The organism is Pseudomonas sp. P39-UII1 (assembly GCF_039672635.1).
In the GTDB taxonomy this organism is placed as follows: Bacteria; Pseudomonadota; Gammaproteobacteria; order Pseudomonadales; family Pseudomonadaceae; genus Aquipseudomonas.
The window spans coordinates 17660-33279 of the sequence record NZ_JBDFPP010000027.1 but is presented as its reverse complement, the minus strand read 5'-3'; the positions used below and the strand labels follow the sequence as shown (position 1 = coordinate 33279).

The window sequence follows — 15620 nt, the reverse complement described above, 5'->3', positions numbered from 1 at the left end:
GGGGGTTGTCCACCGAGTTATCCACAGGAACTGTGGATTGTCCCGAGCGCTTGCTCTAGGACGGGTGTGCCAGCAAATATCAGAACTGTCCGACAATCATCAGGCACCAGCAGACCGGTTGGTCATCCACTTGGAAACGTCAAGAAAAGATCGGTGAAATTTTTTTTCAACCCTCCAAAAATCGACAGGCCATCCGGCACAAAAAAGAGTAGAGTGGCGCGCCTTTCGAGTTGCCATTCCCTGTTTGTGATGAAATTTCGCGGTAAACACCTCGCCAGCCCCGCTGTGGCGCAACCAGCCCCTTCGCCCAAACGCTTTTCCATGAAAGTGGCTTTATGGCTGCTCGATAACCCGCGCCTGGGCGACAAGCCTCAGGTCAAGCATTTGGCCGGGCGGCTGCTCAAGCAGCCAGCGCGCCAAGGGGTGGTGGTGGCCCAGAGCCGGTTAGGGCAGATGCTCTGCCGCGATTGCGGCAATGCCCGCGACCGGCGTATCGGCCAGGACCTGCTGCGCCAGGCTGCGCGGGCCGGTGATCAGCGGGCGCAAGTGGAGTATGCGCGGCTGTGCCAGGCCGATGCGCCACAGCAGGCGCCAGAGCAAGCAGACTGATAAGCTGCAGCTCATTTGCAACGGTTCGTTCGGGGTAAGCATGGCAGTGGATCTGACCAGCATTCTGCTGGGCTTGGTGGCAGGCGCCTTGCCTTGCCTGGGATGGGTCATGCACGTGCAGCGTCGCCACAGCGCCCGGCAGGGCGAGCAGGCCTTGCTCGAAGAGCGCCTCAATGGCGCCCAGCTGGCGCAGGCTGGCCTGCAGGCGCAGCTGGATGCCAGCCGTGACGAGGTCAGCGACCTCAGTGAAGCCAACGCCGTCAAGCAGGCTCAGCTGGCCGCCCAGGGCCGTGAGCTGGAGTTGTTGCAGGTCGACCGCGACAATGCCCGTGACGCAGCTCACGCCTGGCACCTGGAACGGGCCAGCCGCGAAGCCGAATTGCGCCGCCTGGAGGCTCAGGGCGCGCGGCTGGAGGCTGAATTGCGCGAGCAGCAGGACAGCCACCAGCAACGCCTGGAAGACCTGCAGGAAGCCCGCGATACCCTGCGCGCCCAGTTTGCCGACCTGGCCACGAAAATCTTCGACGAGCGTGAGCAACGCTTTGCCCAGACCAGCCAGCAGCACCTGGGCCAGTTGCTCGACCCGCTCAAGGAGCGCATTCACGCCTTTGAAAAGCGCGTCGAGGAAAGCTACCAGCAAGAAGCGCGTGAGCGTTTCTCGCTGGGCAAGGAACTGGAGCGCCTGCAGCAGCTCAACCAGCGCCTGTCCGACGAAGCCACCAACCTCACCCAGGCGCTCAAAGGCCAGAAGACCCAGGGCAACTGGGGCGAACTGATCCTCGAGCGCGTGCTGGAACATGCCGGCCTGGAGAAGGGCCGCGAGTACCAGACCCAGGTCAGCCTGAAAAGCGCCGATGGCGAGCGCTTCCAGCCCGACGTGCTGATCCTGCTGCCGGGCGACAAACAGGTGGTGGTCGACGCCAAGGTCAGTCTGACCGCCTACCAGCAGTATGTCAGCAGCAGCGACGAGAACGCGCTCAAGCAGCACGTGCAGTCGCTGCGCAGCCACGTCAAAGGCTTGTCGAGCAAGGACTACAGCCGCCTCGAAGGGCTGCACAGCCTGGATTTCGTGCTGCTGTTCGTACCCATCGAAGCGGCGTTTTCGGCAGCCTTGCAGGCCGAGCCGAACCTGTTCCAGGAAGCGTTCGACCGGCAGATCGTGATCGTCAGCCCAACCACCTTGCTCGCCACGTTACGGGTGATCGACAGCCTGTGGAAGCAGGAGCGCCAGGGGCAGAACGCCCGCGAGATCGCCGAGCGCGCCGGCTGGCTATACGACAAGTTCGTGCTGTTCATCCAGGACCTGGACGAGCTGGGCAGCCGCCTGCAGCAGGTCGACAAGGCCTACGCTGCGGCGCGCAATAAACTCTGCGAAGGGCGCGGCAACCTGGTCAGCCGCAGCGAACAGCTCAAGCTGCTCGGCGCCCGTGCCAGCAAGAGCCTGCCGGCCGACCTGCTGGAACGGGCACTGACGGATGAAAAACTGCCGGACGAGGCCGTTACTGAACCAGGCTCAGATGGCGATTGAGCAGGGCGCGCAAGGCCGCCGGCTTGACCGGCTTGGCCAGGTAGTCCAGGCCGGCGGCGTGCACCGTGGCCAGGGTTTCCTTGCTGCCGTCGGCACTGATCACCACGCCCGGCACCGGCTCACCCAAACGGGCACGTAGCCAGCCCATCAGCGCGGTGCCGGTATCGCCGTCATCCAGGTGGTAGTCCACCAGCGCCAGGTGCGGGCGCATGCCCTCGCTCAGCAAGGCTTCGCATTCGGCGCGGTTGCGCGCTGTCCATACCGTGCAGCCCCAGCGGCTGAGCAAGCTGTTCATGCCGATCAGGATGCTGTCTTCATTGTCGATGCACAGCACCTGCAGGCCGCCCAGCGGCTGGCTGGCCTGTTCCACCGGTGCTGTCGGCGCGACTGCGGCCTGGCGGGCGATTGGCACGCTGACGCGGAACACTGTGCCTTTGCCAGGCCACGAGCGCACTTGTAGTGGGTGGCCAAGCACCCGGCACAGGCCGTCGGCAATTGCCAGGCCCAGCCCCAGGCCTTTCTCGGCGCGGGTCTGGTGGCTGTCCAGGCGTTTGAATTCCTGGAAAATCACCTGCAGCTTGTCGTCGGCAATGCCCGGGCCGCGGTCCCATACTTCCAGCCACAGCTGCTCACCCTGGCGGCGTGCACCCAGCAATATCGGGCTCTTGCCATAGCGCAGGGCATTGGTAAGGAAGTTCTGCAGCACCCGGCGCAGCAGTTTCATGTCGCTGTCTACCCGCAAGCGGCTGCCGCGCAGGCGGAACTCCAACCCTTTCTCGGCGGCCAGCACCTTGAATTCGGCGCCCAGCGTGTCCAACAGGTCGTTGAGGGCGAATGGCTTGGCGTCCGGGGTGATCTTGCCGTTTTCCAGGCGCGAGATATCCAGCAAGTCGCTGATCAGTTCCTCGGCCGAGCGCAGCGAACTGTCCATGTGCTGGACCAGTTGCTGGGCTTCATCGTTCAAGCCTTCGGCGTGCTGCGACAGGGCGGCGGAGAACAGCCGTGCGGCATTGAGGGGTTGCATCAGGTCGTGGCTGACCGCTGCCAGGAAGCGGGTCTTCGACTTGCTGACCGCTTCTGCCTGGCTCTTCGCTTCCGACAGGGCCTGGTTGAGCTGCGACAGTTCATGGGTGCGCTCGGCCACGCGCTGCTCCAGCCCCTCGTTGGCGTCGCGCAGTGCCTGTTCGGCCTCGCGGAAGGGGGTGATGTCGGTGAAGCTCATGACGAAACCACCGCCGGGCATCGGGTTGCCGATCAGCTCGATCACCCGGCCATTGGGGAACAATCGCTCGGACGAATGCGCACGGCCCTGGCGCATCCAGTGCAGGCGCCGGGCTACATGCACCTGTGCCTCGCCCGGGCCGCACAGGCCGCGTTCGGCGTTGTAGCGGATGATGTCGGCAATCGGCCGGCCGACGCTGATCAGCCCGTCGGGGTAGTTGAACAGTTCCAGGTAACGGCGGTTCCAGGCCACCAGGTGAAGGTTCTGGTCGACAACGCTGATGCCCTGGTTGATGTTCTCGATGGCGCCTTGCAGCAGAGCGCGGTTGAACTGCAGCACCTCGCTGGCTTCGTCGGCGATACGCACCACATCTTCCAGCTGCATGTCGCGGCCTTCGATGGCCGCCTTGACCACGGCGCGGGTCGAGGAGCTGCCGAGCACGCCGGCGAGCAGGCGTTCGGTGTGTTCGATCCAGTCGCCGTCGGCGTTCTGGTTGGGGTTGAAGCCCTTGCCCTGGCGGTAGGCGAAGCGGATAAAGCTTTGCCGTGCGCGTTCCTCGCCGACAAAGCGCGAAGCCAGGGTCAGCAGGTCATCGATCTGCACCGCCAGCAGCGGTTTACCATTGGGCCGTGCGCTGGTCTGCTGGCCGATGAACCGCCCGGCCTGCCAGTGCTCCGACACGCGGGTGCGTGACAGCATCGAGACCCAGGCGAACAGGGTGAAGTTGCCCGCCAGCGACAGCACCACGCCTTGCGTGAGGGGCGTGATCGGCAGGCTCAGTGGGTTGCCATGCAGCCAGGCAAGGCCTGGGAACAGCTCCAGCGACCAGCCGAGGCTGTGGGCGGTGATCGGCAGTACCAGGGTGTAGAACCACAGGAAAATGCCCGCCGCCAGGCCGGCGAACACGCCGCGGCGGTTGGCCTGCTTCCAGTACAGCGCGCCGAGCATGGCCGGGGTCAGTTGGGTCACGGCGGCGAAGGCAATCTGGCCGATGGTCGCCAGGCTTGCAGTGGAGCCCAGCAGGCGATAGCTGACGTAGGCCAGCAGCAGGATCACCACGATGGTCACCCGGCGCACCGACAGCATCCAGTGGCGGAACACCTCGAACGGCCGTTCGGCGTTGTTGCGGCGCAGCAGCCAAGGCAGGAGCATGTCGTTGGACACCATGGTCGACAGCGCCACAGCCTCGACGATGACCATGCCGGTGGCGGCCGAGGCGCCGCCGATGAAGGCCAGCAAGGCCAGGCTCGGGTGCGCTTCGGCCAGCGGCAGGCTGATCACGAACGAGTCGGATATCACCGTACCGGGCAGCAGCATCTGCCCGGCCAGGGCAATCGGCACCACGAACAGCGCGGCCAGGGCCAGGTACATCGGGAACACCCAGCGCGCCAGGCGCATGTCCTGCGGCTCGATGTTCTCCACGACGGTCACGTGGAACTGCCGCGGCAGGCAGATGATCGCCATCATCGCCACGGCCGTCTGCACCACCATCGACGGCCAGTTGATGGTCTCCTGCCAGTAGCTTTCCAGGTGGATCGACTGGCGAGCCTGGGTGAACAGGTCATCAAAGCCGTCATACAGGTTGAACACCACGAACACGCCGACCGCAAGGAAGGCCAGCAGCTTGATCAGCGACTCGAAGGCAATCGCCAGGACCATGCCGCGGTGGTGTTCGGTGACGTCCAGGCTGCGCGTGCCGAAGACGATGGCGAACAGCGCCAGCACCAGCGACACCACCAGCGCCGTGTCCTGCACCCGGGTGCCGGTGGCATCGGCATTGGCGCCAATCAGCAGGTTGACGCCGAGCACGATGCCCTTGAGCTGCAGGGCGATGTAGGGCAACACGCCCACCAGGCAGATCAGCGCCACCACCACTGCCAGCGTCTGTGACTTGCCATAGCGGGCGGCGATGAAGTCGGCGATCGAGGTGATGTTCTGTTGCTTGCTGATCAGCACCATCTTCTGCAGCACCCAGGGTGCGAACAGCAGCAGCAGGATCGGGCCCAGGTAGATCGGCAGGAACGCCCACAGCTGTTCGGCCGCCTGGCCGACCGCGCCAAAGAACGTCCAGCTGGTGCAGTACACCGCCAGTGACAGGCTGTACACCCAGGCGCGCAGGCGCGGCGGCAGCGGCGTGCTGCGGCGGTCGCCGTAGAAGGCGATGGCGAACATGACGGCCATATAGGCCAGGGCGACCACGGCGATCAGCCCGCTGGACAACGACATGAAAACTCCGAAGCAAGAAAGATAACGCGGTCCCGATCAACCAGTTTGGCACGCAGCTGAGCGTTCGTCAGCGCAGACGATGGTTGTAGGCGCACCGGTGTGGTGCTGTGGCTGGCCGGTGAAGAGGCCCGCACAGGCGACCAGCGGAGGATTGACACCCTGCCATCCAGCGGGAATACTCTCGGAAAAATTCATATATATGTTTATATAACAAGACGAGAGCGACCATGCCCCCATTGTCCGGTGATGCTCGACTACCCCGCTACCAGCAACTGCGCGACCACCTGATCGAGCAGATTGCCAATAACCGCTGGCGCCCCGGCGAAGCGATCCCCACCGAAGCGGCACTGGCGACCGAGTTCGACATGTCCGTCGGCACGGTGCGCAAGGCGGTCGACGTGCTGGTGGCCGAAGGGGTGCTGGAACGCCAGCAAGGCCGCGGCACCTTTATCCGCCGCCCGCAGTTCCAATCTTCGCTGTTCCGCTTCTTCCGGTTCGAAAGCGCCAACGGCGAACGGGTGATGCCGCAAAGCCGCATCCTCTCCATCGAGCCCGTACCGGCACCGTCAGCGGTTGCCGAGGCATTGGGGCTGGCGCCCGAGGCCGAGGTGATTCGCATCGTTCGTACCCGTCTGCTCGGGGCCCAGCCAGTGCTGGCTGAAGAAATCTGGCTGCCGCGCGAGACGTTCCAGCCGCTGCTCGAGGTCGAGCTGCAGAGCAAGGGCCCGCTGCTTTACCCGATCTACGAAGAACTGTGCGGCCAGGTGGTCGCCTACGCCGAGGAAACCCTGACCGCCGAGGCGGTCGATGCGGTGCATGGGCGCTTGTTGCAACTGCCGGCCGACAGCCCGGTGGTGGTGATCGAGCGTCTGGCCCGTGACTACGCCGGCAAACCGTTGGAATGGCGCCGCTCGCGTGGCCATGCCCAGCACTTCCGGTACCGCATCGACATTCGCTGACCCCGGCTGTTTCGCCCTGTTACCCGTCTGCGCCGTTCTGCCACGGCGCGGTGGCTTCGCCTGCCCGGTCGCCAGCGTGCCCAGAGCTTCGGTACGCCCGGCCGTCACACACACGACCAAGAAGGATAAAAATCATGTTCAGCTGGTACCGCCAGATCACCTCAAGGGAACGCAAGACGTTCTGGGCCTGCTTCGGCGGCTGGTCGCTGGATGCGCTGGAAGTGCAGATGTTCGGCCTGGCCATCCCGGCGCTGATTGCCGCGTTCTCTCTGACCAAGGGCGACGCCGGCCTGATCAGCGGCCTCACCCTGGTCACCTCGGCCATCGGTGGCTGGCTCGGCGGCACCCTGTCGGACCGTTATGGCCGCGTGCGCACCCTGCAGTGGATGATCCTGTGGTTCTCCTTCTTTACCTTCCTGTCGGCATTCGTCACCGGCTTCTATCCGCTGCTGTTCGTCAAGGCCATGCAAGGCTTTGGCATCGGTGGCGAGTGGGCAGCGGGGGCGGTGTTGATGGCCGAGACCATCAACCCGAAATACCGCGGCAAGGTCATGGGCACGGTGCAGAGCGCCTGGGCCGTGGGCTGGGGGCTGGCGGTGGCACTGTTCACCCTGATCTATTCGCTGGTGCCGGCGGAATACGCCTGGCGGGTGATGTTCTTCGTCGGCCTGCTGCCGTCGCTGCTGATTATCTGGGTGCGCCGCAACGTGGAAGAGCCAGACAGCTTCCAACGCCTGCAGAAGGAAAAGGCCATTCCGGTCAGCTTCTTCAAATCGATGGCCGGCATCTTCCGCCCCGAGCTGCTGCGCGTGACCCTGCTTGGCGGCCTGTTGGGGCTGGGTGCTCACGGCGGCTACCATGCGGTGATGACCTGGTTGCCGACCTTCCTCAAGACTGAACGCAACCTTTCGGTGCTGAACTCCGGCGGCTACCTGGCGGTGATCATCTTCGCCTTCTGGTGCGGTTGCGTGATCAGTGGCCTGCTGATCGACCGCATCGGCCGACGCAAGAACATCCTGCTGTTCGCCCTGTGCTGCGTGCTGACCGTGCAGGCTTATGTGTTCTTCCCGCTGACCAACACCCAGATGCTGTTCCTGGGCTTCCCGCTGGGCTTCTTCGCCGCCGGTATTCCGGCCAGCCTGGGGTCGTTCTTCAACGAACTGTACCCGGCCGATGTGCGCGGCGCCGGTGTTGGCTTCTGCTACAACTTCGGCCGTGTGCTGTCGGCAGTGTTCCCGTTTCTGGTCGGCCACATGAGCGAGTCCATGTCGCTGGGCAGCGCGATCGGCATCGACGCTGGCATCGCTTACGGCGTTGCCATGATCGCCGCACTGTGCCTGCCGGAAACCCGCGGCCGCAACCTTGAGGCCACCCCCGCGCCACACCTGGCCGGCGCTGCCGCCAAGTAACCCTGACCCTTGTCCCGACTGAAAACCATGCCCGACGTTCCAGCTTCATTGATTACCGCCATCGACAGCCATGCCCACGTGTTCAGCCGTGGCCTGAACCTGGCCAGCGAGCGCCGCTACGCGCCGAGTTACGACGCGCCGCTGGGCGATTACCTGGGCCAGTTGCAGGGCCATGGCTTCAGCCATGGCGTGCTGGTGCAGCCCAGTTTCCTGGGCACCGACAACCGTTACCTGCTCAGCGCCCTGCAGACCGTGCCGGGGCAGTTGCGCGGGGTGGTGATGCTGGAGCAGGACGTCGAGCGCGAAACCCTGGAAGAAATGGCCGGCCTTGGGGTCAGGGGCGTGCGCCTGAACCTCATGGGCCAGGCCTTGCCTGATCTGCGTGCCAGGCCATGGCAAACCTTGCTGGAGCGCATCGGCGAGCAGGGCTGGCACCTGGAGCTGCACCGCCAGGTGGCGGATATTCCGGCGCTGGTTCGGGCGCTGGAGCCGTATGGCCTGAACCTCGTCGTCGACCATTTTGGCCGGCCCGACGCACGCCTGGGCTTGGGGCAGCCGGGGTTTGCCGAGCTGCTGACACTGGGTGGCAAGGGCAGGGTCTGGGTCAAGGTGTCCGGCATCTATCGCCTGGAGGGTTCGCCGGAGCAGAACCTGGCGTTTGCGCGCCAGGCGCTGGGGGCCCTTGAGGCGCACTATGGTGCCGAGCGTTTGATGTGGGGCAGTGACTGGCCGCACACCCAGCATGAATCGGCGGTGAGCTTTGCCGCGGTGGTCGAGCAGTTCGAGGCGCTGGGGTGTTCGGCCGAACTGCGTCGGGCGCTGTTGGTGGATACGGCGCGGGGGTTGTTCGGGTTCGAGTGATGCAGCGTCAGTGCTGGCCCTATCGCGGGCAAGCCCGCTCCTACAGGTATCGCGCAGCCTGTAGGAGCGGGCTTGCCCGCGATAGGGCCGTTACTGCCCGCCCACTATCAGAACCGGAACCGGCTGATCATCTGCTGCAACTGCCCACCGAGGCGCGCCAGCTCGACACTGGACGCAGAAGTCTGCTGGCTGGCCTCAGCCGTCTGCTCTGAAATATCCCTCACCGTCACCACGCTGCGGCTGATCTCTTCGGCCACCGCACTTTGCTGCTCCGAGGCTGCAGCAATCTGCTGGTTCATCAGCTGGATCCCCGATACCCGCTGGGTAATCCCCTCCAGCGCCACACCCGCTTCACGCACCAGTGCCACGCTGCTCTCGGTCAGGCTCTGGCTCTGTTCCATCAGCTCGCTCACCGAGCGGGTGCCTTGCTCCAGGCTGCCGATCGCCGACTCGATCTCCAGGGTCGACGCCTGGGTGCGCTGGGCCAGGCTGCGCACTTCATCCGCCACCACGGCAAAGCCCCGGCCTGCCTCACCAGCACGGGCCGCCTCGATCGCGGCATTGAGCGCCAGCAGGTTGGTCTGTTCGGCCACGGCCTTGATCACGTCCATCACCTTGCCGATGCGCTGGCTTTCGCTGCGCAGTGCACCCATGGCTTCGCCGGTGGCGTCCACCTGGCTGGCCAGGCGGCCAATCTGCGCGACGGCGCGGTTGACCACGCTGTCGCCTTCGCGGGCTTCTTCATCCGTGGCACTGGCCGCGAGCGAGGCCTCGCCGGCATTGCGCGCCACCTCGTGCACGGTGGCGGCCATTTCCTGCATGGCGGTGGCCACCTGGTCGGTTTCGACCTTCTGGTTGTTGGCCCCGGCGCTGGTCTGCTCGGTGATCGCCGACAGCTCCTCGGTGGCACTGGCAATCTGCGAAATGCCGTCGCGCACCTGGGCGATCAGCTCGCGCAGGTTGCGGGTCATGCCCTGCAGGGCATTCTGCAACTGGCCGACTTCGTCGCGGCGGCGGCTGGCAGGTTGCTCGCTGAGATCACCGGCAGCCACCTGCTGCATGGCGCGCAAGGCTTGCTGCAGCGGGGTGCTGATCTGCCGGGCGATGACCACGGCGGCGAGGATGCCGATCAACAGCGCCAATACCGTGGTGATGATCTGCAGGTTCCTGGCGAACTGGCTGTCGCTGACCACCGACACCGCCTGGGCATCGAGCAGTTGGCCGATCAGGCCGTTAAGCGTGTCGATGCCTGCAGCCATGGCGGCGCGGTACTCGACCAGTTTGCTGACTTCACCACGAAACGCCTCTACCGCTTCGGCATAAGCGCGCACCTGCTGGTTCATCGTGGTGAATTGCTCGGCGAAGCCGCCATTGAACCGCGCCACCAGGCCGGGCAGGTCGTTCACCGTGGTGGCGATCTGCGCGTTCATCAGCTGTTCGGTGTCAGCGTTGGTGTTACCCGTGTAGCCGCGCACGTGGTAGCGCAGCAGGATCAGGTTTTCGCGGATCTGGTTGATCGCTTCGCTGCGCACAAAGCGCTGCTCGGCGTCGGGCAGGGCGCGGACCTGCTTGCGAATCGCGTCGATGCTGGCGAACGCGTTGCTGGCGAGGGTGCCCATTTCCTTCTGCGCTGCGCGCATCTTCTGGTACGACTGGAAGCTGCGTGCCTGGTCGGCGGCATACCCGTTCAGCGTCTGCTCGGCCTTGTCGACCAGCGCGAGGCTTTGTGGCTTTACCAGCGTCCCGCGCAACTGCGCCAGCGGCGCCTGAAACGCTTGCAGTGCCTGTTGCAACGCCTTGCCTTCGTTTTCCCCGCCGTTGGCCATGGCATGGCGCAGGCGGGCTTCGCGCAGATCACCGAGTGCATCGTTGAGGCGCGAGACGTCGCTGACCACTTCACTGCGCCGCACCAGGCTACCGAGGCCATTCCAACCGATCAGCGACTGGATCAAGGTCAGGCACAGCACCAGGCCGAAACCGAGGAAAAGTTTGTGGGCGATTTTCACGTCGCCGAACCAGGTAAACATATACTGCTGAGCTCCTTTTCTTATGCGTTGGAGGAGACCGTAGGTCCGTTACTTCTGTCAGATATAGTCATCTATATGAATTATCGGCAGATGTAACAAAATCTGTAATCAATTTGGGGGCAATCTGCCATCAGGCCATGCAGGTGTTGGCCCCGGCGGGCACGGCTTGCCAACGCCAGGGTTTCCCGTGCAGATTTGTGGCTTCCTGCGGCCTACGGGCCTCCAATGACTAAAGCCCCTCAGGGAACAAGGACGATGAGTCATTCCTCGCAATTCACCTTGCTCGGCAAACGGCGCTTCCTGCCGTTTTTCATCACCCAGTCACTGGGTGCCTTCAACGACAACCTGTTCAAGCAGTCGCTGATTTTGGCGATCCTGTTCAAGCTCAGCCTTGGCGATGGCGACCGTTCGATCTGGGTCAACCTCTGCGCCTTGCTGTTTATCCTGCCGTTTTTCCTGTTCTCGGCGCTGGGTGGCCAGTTTGGCGAGAAGTTCGCCAAGGACGCGCTGATCCGCGCGATCAAGCTGGCCGAAATCGCCATAATGGCCATCGGCGCGCTGGGCTTTGTCACCAACCACCTGGCGCTGATGCTGGTGGCCCTGTTCGGCATGGGTACCCACTCGGCGTTGTTCGGCCCGGTGAAATACTCGATCCTGCCCCAGGCCCTGCGTGAAGAAGAGCTGGTTGGCGGCAATGGCCTGGTGGAGATGGGTACCTTCCTTGCCATCCTGGCCGGCACCATTGGCGCCGGGGTGATGATGGCCAGCGACAGCTATGCCACGGTGGTGGCGGGCGGGGTGGTCGGCACCGCAGTGCTGGGTTACCTGGCCAGCCGCTGGATCCCCCGCGCCGCAGCGGTATCACCGCAGATGCCGCTGGACTGGAACATCTTCAAGCAGTCCTGGGTGATCCTGCGCATGGGCCTTGGCCAGCCGCCAGCGGTGTCGCGCTCGATAGTCGGCAACTCGTGGTTCTGGTTTGTCGGCGCCATCTACCTGACCCAGATCCCGGCCTACGCCAAGGACTGGCTGCACGGTGACGGCACGGTAGTGACATTGGTGCTGACCCTGTTTTCGGTCGGCATCGCCCTGGGCTCGCTGCTGTGCGAACGCCTCAGTGGGCGCAAGGTCGAGATCGGCCTGGTGCCGTTTGGCTCGTTCGGCCTGACCCTGTTCGGCTTGCTCTGGTGGTGGCATTCCGGCGATGTGCCGGCTGCGGCAGTGCCGCACGACTGGTTGCAGTTGCTAGGCATGGGCCAGGCCTGGTGGATCCTCGTGTCGATCGTCGGGTTGGGGGTGTTCGGCGGCTTTTATATCGTGCCGCTGTATGCGCTGATCCAGGCGCGTACCGCCGAAGACCAGCGGGCGCGCGTGATCGCCGCCAACAACATTCTCAATGCCTTGTTCATGGTGGTGTCGGCGGTCCTTACCATCGTGTTGATGGGCCTCGCCGACTTGAGCATCCCGCAGCTGTTCCTGGTGGTGTCGCTGCTCAATATCCTGGTCAACGCCTATATCTTCAGGATCGTGCCCGAATTCACCATGCGCTTCCTGATCTGGCTGCTCAGCCATTCGATGTACCGCGTGGAGCACCGCGACCTCGAGCGCATCCCGGACGAAGGCGCCGCGCTGCTGGTGTGCAACCATGTGTCGTTCGTCGATGCGCTGCTGCTCGGCGGGGCGATCCGTCGGCCGATCCGTTTCGTCATGTACTACAAGATCTACAACCTGCCGGTGCTCAACTTCGTGTTCCGCACCGCAGGCGCCATTCCGATTGCCGGGCGCAATGAGGACCCTGCCATCTATGAACGCGCGTTCGCCCGCATCGCCCACTACCTGGCGGCGGGGGAGGTGGTGTGCATCTTCCCGGAAGGCAAGCTGACCGGCGATGGCGAGATCGATGTATTCAGGGGCGGTGTCAGCCGCATTCTGGAAGAAACCCCTGTGCCGGTGATCCCGTTGGCGCTGCGGGGGCTGTGGGGGAGTTTCTTCAGCCGTGATCCCGGCAAGGGCTTCTTCAAGCGCTTGTGGTCACGCGTGACCATCGTGGCGGGCGCCGCCATCCCGGTGGAGGCTGCGCAGCCAGAGCTGTTGCGTGAGCAAGTCAGCCGCTTGCGCGGCGACCTGCGCTAAGCGGGGGGTGGTCAGCTGGCGCTGACTTTCAGGCCGATCAGGCCGCAGACGATCAGCGCCACACTGACCAGCCGCACCAGGGCCATGGATTCGCCGAACAGGATGATCCCCGCGATCACTGTGCCCACTGCGCCCACGCCGGTCCAGATGGCATAAGCGGTGCCCAGTGGCAGTTCTTTCATGGCAAGGCCCAGCAGGCCCAGGCTGATGACCATGGCGCCGACGGTGAGCACGGTGGGGAGTGGGCGGGTGAAGCCGTCGGTGTATTTGAGGCCGACAGCCCAGCCAACCTCGAACAGGCCGGCGAAGAACAGGATGATCCAGGACATGAGTATGTCTCCATCGTTTGAATGATGGGGCCGTCCCCGGAATGGTCACGCGGTGCGTCGTGAGGCCGTCCTCACAGTGGGCACCAGAGTGCCCATTTGCAGGTGAGATGGCAAGTCAGTGGCGCACAGGCTCGCCGTTTTCAGCTTCCTGTGAAGGCGCCTCCATGCGCCGGAACCAGGTCGAAAGCAGTGCCCCGGAAATATTGTGCCAAACGCTGAACAGCGCACTTGGCACTGCCGCCAGCGGCGAGAAGTGCGCCGCTGCCAGCGCCGCCCCCAATCCCGAGTTCTGCATCCCCACCTCCAGTGCCAGCGATTTGCGCTGCGCCAGTGGCAGCTTGCAGAACTTGCCGGTGAGGTAGCCCAGCAGGTAACCAAAGCTGTTGTGCAGCACCACCACCGCCATGATCAGCAGCCCCGATTCGGCGATCTTCGCCTGGCTGGCCGCCACCACCGCGCAGACGATCATGACGATGCTCACCACCGACACCAGCGGCAGCACCTGCACTGCCAGCTGCACCCGCGCACCCAGCAGGCGCTGGGCCAGCACGCCGAGCACGATCGGCAGCATCACCAGCTGCAGGATCGACCAGAACATGTCCATGAAGGACACCGGCAGCCAGGCCGAGGCCAGGAACCAGATCAGCGCCGGGGTCAACAGTGGTGCCAGCAGGGTGGTCACCGCAGCGATCGCCACTGCCAGCGCCAGGTCGCCCTTGGACAGCCACACCATCACGTTCGATGCCGTGCCGCTCGGGCAACAGCCGACCAGGATCACGCCCACGGCGATTTCCGCTGGCAGCTGGAACAACTGGCAGAGCAGCCAGGCCATGCCGGGCATGATCACGAAGTGCGCGACCACCCCGAGCGCCACGCGCCAGGGCTGGCGGGCGAGGGCGGCGAAGTCGTCGAGTTTGAGGGTCAGGCCCATGCCGAACATCACCAGGCCCAGCAGCGGCACGATGGCAACCTTGAGCGCGATGAACCATTGCGGTTGCAGGAAGGCCAGGCAGGCGAACACCAGCACCCACAGGGCGAAGGTGTTGCCGACGAAGCGGCTGAAGGCGGCGAGGGCACGCATGGGCAAGTCCTTGTACTTATAGGTGTGATTTTCGATGGACTCTTCGCAGGCTTGCCCGCGAAAGGCCGGTGCTGGCGCAGCATACTTCAAGGCCAGCACCGGTCGATCATCCTGCTCAGACCCCTTGCGGAATCTCTTCCCCACCCAGTGCTTCGAACAGCACCGGCAGGAATTCGGTGAAAGTCATCATCATCAGCAGGAAGCTGGCATCGAACTGCTGCGCGGCTTCATCACCACCATCCTGTTCGGCCTGCTCCTGCAGCAGTTCCTCGAACTTCAGGCGCTTGATGACCATCTTGTCGTCCAGCACGAACGACAGTTTGTCCTGCCAGGCCAGGGCAAGCTGGGTCACCACCTTGCCGGTGCTCAGGTGCAGCTGGATTTCCTCGCCGGTCAGGTCCTGGCGCTTGCAGCGCACGATGCCGCCGTCTTCTGCGGTGTCGCGCAGTTCGCATTCGTCCAGTACATAGAAGCCTTCAGCGGCCTGTTGCGACTTGACCCAGTCGGTCATGGTCGCGACCGGCGCGATTTTCACGGTGGCCGGGCGCACCGGCAGCGAGCCCATCACTTCGCGCAGGGTCGACAGCAGGTCTTCGGCACGCTTGGCGCTGGCCGAGTTGACCAGGATCATGCCCAGGCGCGGGGCGATGGCCGCGAAGATCATCGAGCGGCGGATGAACGCACGCGGCAAGAACGCCTGGATGATCTCGTCCTTGATCTGGTCGCGTTCCTTTTTATAGACCTTGCGCATCTGCTCGGTCTCGATCTCTTCGACTTTCTCTTTAACCGCATCGTTGACGACGCTGCTTGGCAGGATGCGTTCTTCCTTGCGTGCGGCAATCAGCAGGAATTCACCGCTGACATGCACCAGGGGAGCGTCTTCGCCTTTGCCGAACGGCGCGACGAAACCATAGGTGGTCAGCTCCTGGCTGGCGCAGGGGCGGGCCGGCTTGCTGGCCAGGGCGGCTTCCAGTGCTTCAGCCTCGAACGGCACTTCCTGGGTGAGGCGGTAGGACAGCAGGTTCTTGAACCACATGAGGGTGAGTCTCTCCTTAATGCATAAGGGGGGCATTATTCTCCGAGCGGCCGTTCCAGGCCAGCCCTGTCACAGGGCCAGCAGCGGTAAAGCGGCAGGAAACGGCTGATTACGCTAGGTCTTTGAAAGGCCTGGGAATTTTTTTTAGAAAAGTTGAAAAATGTGCTTGCCAGGGTGGCACTCCCTCCGTAGAATGCGCG

Annotated in this window: 11 protein-coding genes and 1 pseudogene; 6 read left to right on the top strand and 6 right to left on the bottom strand. The window is 64.0% G+C overall.

The features are described from left to right. Positions 1 to 122: 122 nt before the first annotated feature. On the bottom strand, positions 123 to 323 hold the full coding sequence (locus ABEH27_RS22920) for a hypothetical protein (RefSeq protein WP_346615780.1): 201 nt from the start codon (positions 321 to 323) through the stop codon (positions 123 to 125). On the opposite strand from ABEH27_RS22920, the pseudogene ABEH27_RS22915 reads away from it, so the two are divergent. After that, positions 250 to 591: pseudogene (locus ABEH27_RS22915) on the top strand (sel1 repeat family protein); the annotation flags it as partial. The gene ABEH27_RS22920 and the pseudogene ABEH27_RS22915 overlap by 74 nt on opposite strands. 172 nt (positions 592 to 763) lie before the next feature. Then, the gene (gene rmuC / locus ABEH27_RS22910; protein WP_346615778.1) at positions 764 to 2137 is read left to right on the top strand and encodes a DNA recombination protein RmuC; all 1374 of its coding nucleotides are present in this window, start codon (positions 764 to 766) and stop codon (positions 2135 to 2137) included. On the opposite strand, the gene ABEH27_RS22905 is transcribed toward rmuC, so the two are convergent. Next, positions 2109 to 5585 (bottom strand): NahK/ErcS family hybrid sensor histidine kinase/response regulator, encoded by a 3477-nt coding sequence (locus ABEH27_RS22905; protein ID WP_346615752.1) that lies wholly within the window; start codon positions 5583 to 5585, stop codon positions 2109 to 2111. The two genes, rmuC and ABEH27_RS22905, sit on opposite strands and share 29 nt — an antisense overlap. Positions 5586 to 5812: 227 nt before the next feature. On the opposite strand from ABEH27_RS22905, the gene ABEH27_RS22900 reads away from it, so the two are divergent. The 3 genes from ABEH27_RS22900 to ABEH27_RS22890 all read left to right on the top strand — a co-directional run bounded on the left by ABEH27_RS22900 (position 5813) and on the right by ABEH27_RS22890 (position 8814). Then, positions 5813 to 6544 (top strand): GntR family transcriptional regulator, encoded by a 732-nt coding sequence (locus tag ABEH27_RS22900; RefSeq protein WP_346615751.1) that lies wholly within the window; start codon positions 5813 to 5815, stop codon positions 6542 to 6544. A 134-nt stretch (positions 6545 to 6678) separates the two neighbouring features. Further along, a complete protein-coding gene (locus tag ABEH27_RS22895) occupies positions 6679 to 7953 on the top strand; it encodes an MFS transporter (RefSeq protein ID WP_346615750.1) in 1275 nt (424 codons plus the stop codon). A gap of 27 nt (positions 7954 to 7980) precedes the next feature. Further along, the gene (locus tag ABEH27_RS22890; protein WP_346615749.1) at positions 7981 to 8814 is read left to right on the top strand and encodes an amidohydrolase family protein; all 834 of its coding nucleotides are present in this window, start codon (positions 7981 to 7983) and stop codon (positions 8812 to 8814) included. Positions 8815 to 8921: 107 nt separating this feature from the next. Here the strand turns inward: ABEH27_RS22890 and ABEH27_RS22885 are convergent, their stop codons facing one another. After that, positions 8922 to 10841: a methyl-accepting chemotaxis protein gene (locus ABEH27_RS22885; protein WP_346615748.1), complete on the bottom strand. Its 1920-nt coding sequence runs from the start codon at positions 10839 to 10841 to the stop codon at positions 8922 to 8924. A gap of 255 nt (positions 10842 to 11096) precedes the next feature. Here ABEH27_RS22885 and ABEH27_RS22880 point away from each other — a divergent pair, with 255 nt between their 5' ends. Further along, positions 11097 to 12974, top strand: coding sequence for a 1-acyl-sn-glycerol-3-phosphate acyltransferase (locus ABEH27_RS22880; RefSeq protein WP_346615747.1), 1878 nt, complete (start codon positions 11097 to 11099; stop codon positions 12972 to 12974). 11 nt (positions 12975 to 12985) lie between these two features. Here ABEH27_RS22880 and sugE read toward each other — a convergent pair whose 3' ends face one another. From sugE to rdgC, 3 genes are all read right to left on the bottom strand, one after another. Then, complete coding sequence (gene sugE / locus ABEH27_RS22875) at positions 12986 to 13303, bottom strand: quaternary ammonium compound efflux SMR transporter SugE (RefSeq protein WP_054900524.1); 318 nt, start codon at positions 13301 to 13303, stop codon at positions 12986 to 12988. Positions 13304 to 13418: 115 nt separating this feature from the next. Further along, positions 13419 to 14384, bottom strand: coding sequence for a bile acid:sodium symporter family protein (locus ABEH27_RS22870; RefSeq protein WP_346615746.1), 966 nt, complete (start codon positions 14382 to 14384; stop codon positions 13419 to 13421). A gap of 115 nt (positions 14385 to 14499) precedes the next feature. After that, the gene (gene rdgC / locus ABEH27_RS22865) at positions 14500 to 15420 is read right to left on the bottom strand and encodes a recombination-associated protein RdgC (protein ID WP_346615745.1); all 921 of its coding nucleotides are present in this window, start codon (positions 15418 to 15420) and stop codon (positions 14500 to 14502) included. Between the last annotated feature and the right edge of the window lie 200 nt (positions 15421 to 15620).

Coding starts and splice junctions, on each gene's coding strand:
- ABEH27_RS22890 (WP_346615749.1), top strand. CDS start 7,981: ATGCCCGACGTTCCAGCTTCATTGATTACCGCCATCGACAGCCATGCC.
- ABEH27_RS22900 (WP_346615751.1), top strand. CDS start 5,813: ATGCCCCCATTGTCCGGTGATGCTCGACTACCCCGCTACCAGCAACTG.
- sugE (WP_054900524.1), bottom strand. CDS start 13,303: ATGTCCTGGATCATCCTGTTCTTCGCCGGCCTGTTCGAGGTTGGCTGG.
- rdgC (WP_346615745.1), bottom strand. CDS start 15,420: ATGTGGTTCAAGAACCTGCTGTCCTACCGCCTCACCCAGGAAGTGCCG.
- ABEH27_RS22905 (WP_346615752.1), bottom strand. CDS start 5,585: ATGTCGTTGTCCAGCGGGCTGATCGCCGTGGTCGCCCTGGCCTATATG.
- ABEH27_RS22885 (WP_346615748.1), bottom strand. CDS start 10,841: ATGTTTACCTGGTTCGGCGACGTGAAAATCGCCCACAAACTTTTCCTC.
- ABEH27_RS22920 (WP_346615780.1), bottom strand. CDS start 323: ATGGAAAAGCGTTTGGGCGAAGGGGCTGGTTGCGCCACAGCGGGGCTG.
- ABEH27_RS22870 (WP_346615746.1), bottom strand. CDS start 14,384: ATGCGTGCCCTCGCCGCCTTCAGCCGCTTCGTCGGCAACACCTTCGCC.
- ABEH27_RS22880 (WP_346615747.1), top strand. CDS start 11,097: ATGAGTCATTCCTCGCAATTCACCTTGCTCGGCAAACGGCGCTTCCTG.
- ABEH27_RS22895 (WP_346615750.1), top strand. CDS start 6,679: ATGTTCAGCTGGTACCGCCAGATCACCTCAAGGGAACGCAAGACGTTC.